General features: G+C 35.8%; 1 protein-coding gene. It reads left to right on the top strand.

Features of this window, described 5'->3' with window-relative positions; genetic code table 11:
- Nucleotides 1-275 precede the first annotated feature (275 nt).
- Nucleotides 276-1,001: a hypothetical protein gene (locus FHS16_RS31430; protein WP_183571662.1), complete on the top strand. Its 726-nt coding sequence runs from the start codon at nt 276-278 to the stop codon at nt 999-1,001.
- Nucleotides 1,002-1,418: the final 417 nt, after the last annotated feature.

Consider the following 1,418-nt stretch of genomic DNA (forward strand, 5'->3'; position numbering starts at 1 on the left):
TAAATGATGGTTGTGTGGTAACTTCCATTTTACACGAATCCATTCATGGGCTTTTTTTGTTCAGCTAGCTGTCGCACTTCATATTACAATTCGTCGTTAATAAAAGATTTGCTTCAGTAGTATTTTGTTGCACTTACGAGGAGTTATAGCTTAACAATCACCATGACACGGCTAGAGCTAGGGCAGGATAGTTTAATTACTTCGCGAATACCTTACGCATGGGGAATTACGAAGTTTGCAAAGAAAAACGTTATCTTTAAAAGAGGGGAAGTACATTGAAGAATACAATAATCCGTGATATTAGATTATTTGAAGAGAAAACTCGAGGTTCTTTTCCAAGCTATATTGGAGAGAGATATTCTGTTAATAAATCAATTCATTTTCTTAGTGCTAGATATTCAAGAAAACTGAGAGAATTAGATTTTATTACTAGAGACTTTCATCATTTATATATTGTACAAACACCATTTTTGGCCGAGGGAGAAATTGTAGAGTCTGCAAATAGACCAGAAAAATGGATGGAATTTTTTTATATAGGAGTTTCACCTGAGCTATATAATTTAAAATCCAAAGAAGAGAAAGAGAACTTTACAATTAAACTAATTACTAACGTATTAAATTCAATTGCTATCTCAGCAGATCAACTTAAAATAGTTGATCAAGTATTTCAGAACTTGGTAAAACTGAGAAGTAATTTAGAAATCAATCATCTAACTAAGGATACTAAGAAACATACAATAATTATTAGTTATCAAATAAGACCAGAAAACAAAATATCTAGGGCGTTTATTAAATGCTTGGATAAGAAAACCGGAATCACGAGGAAATCAATTCTAATCGAACTCAAGAGTTATGAAGACATTTTTTATATAGTTTCAACTATTTCCGAATCAAATGGAATTATTATTCTGAAGCCAAGAAATTCGGAAACAGCTAATTTTCATATAAAATCTTACGAAACACCATTGAAAATAAACATTGATGAAATGCCAATTATCTAAGTTTTTCTTTGAAGAAAAACGTCGCATAATACCATATACTTCAGGCTATTCAGTCCAAGGGTGTCCATTCATTACGCTATCTGGGAAACGTTAGTTCAATAGCACACAACGACGAGCAGACACTGTGTAGCCTGCTCGTTTTATTAAACTCCCTTGGTACGATATGATTTTCTCACGAATGCTCGCTTATTCACAGGGTTTCGCCCGGTTGGATATAGATGAAGACAAAGAGAGTGACTCCGCAGTAGACTTCGGCAACATGAAGACGCACGGGAATAGAGGGGGGATTTATCCGTCCCACATGATTCCATTTACTGCACGCATTCTCCACGCCGCCCTTGGAGGTTTTCACTCCCATGTCTTAACGGGTCAATGCCCTCTCATTCCTTCGTTACGCCTTTCCAAGGGGTGGAGGCC

The organism is Paenibacillus endophyticus, from assembly GCF_014192395.1.
Lineage (GTDB): Bacteria > Bacillota > Bacilli > Paenibacillales > Paenibacillaceae > Pristimantibacillus > Pristimantibacillus endophyticus.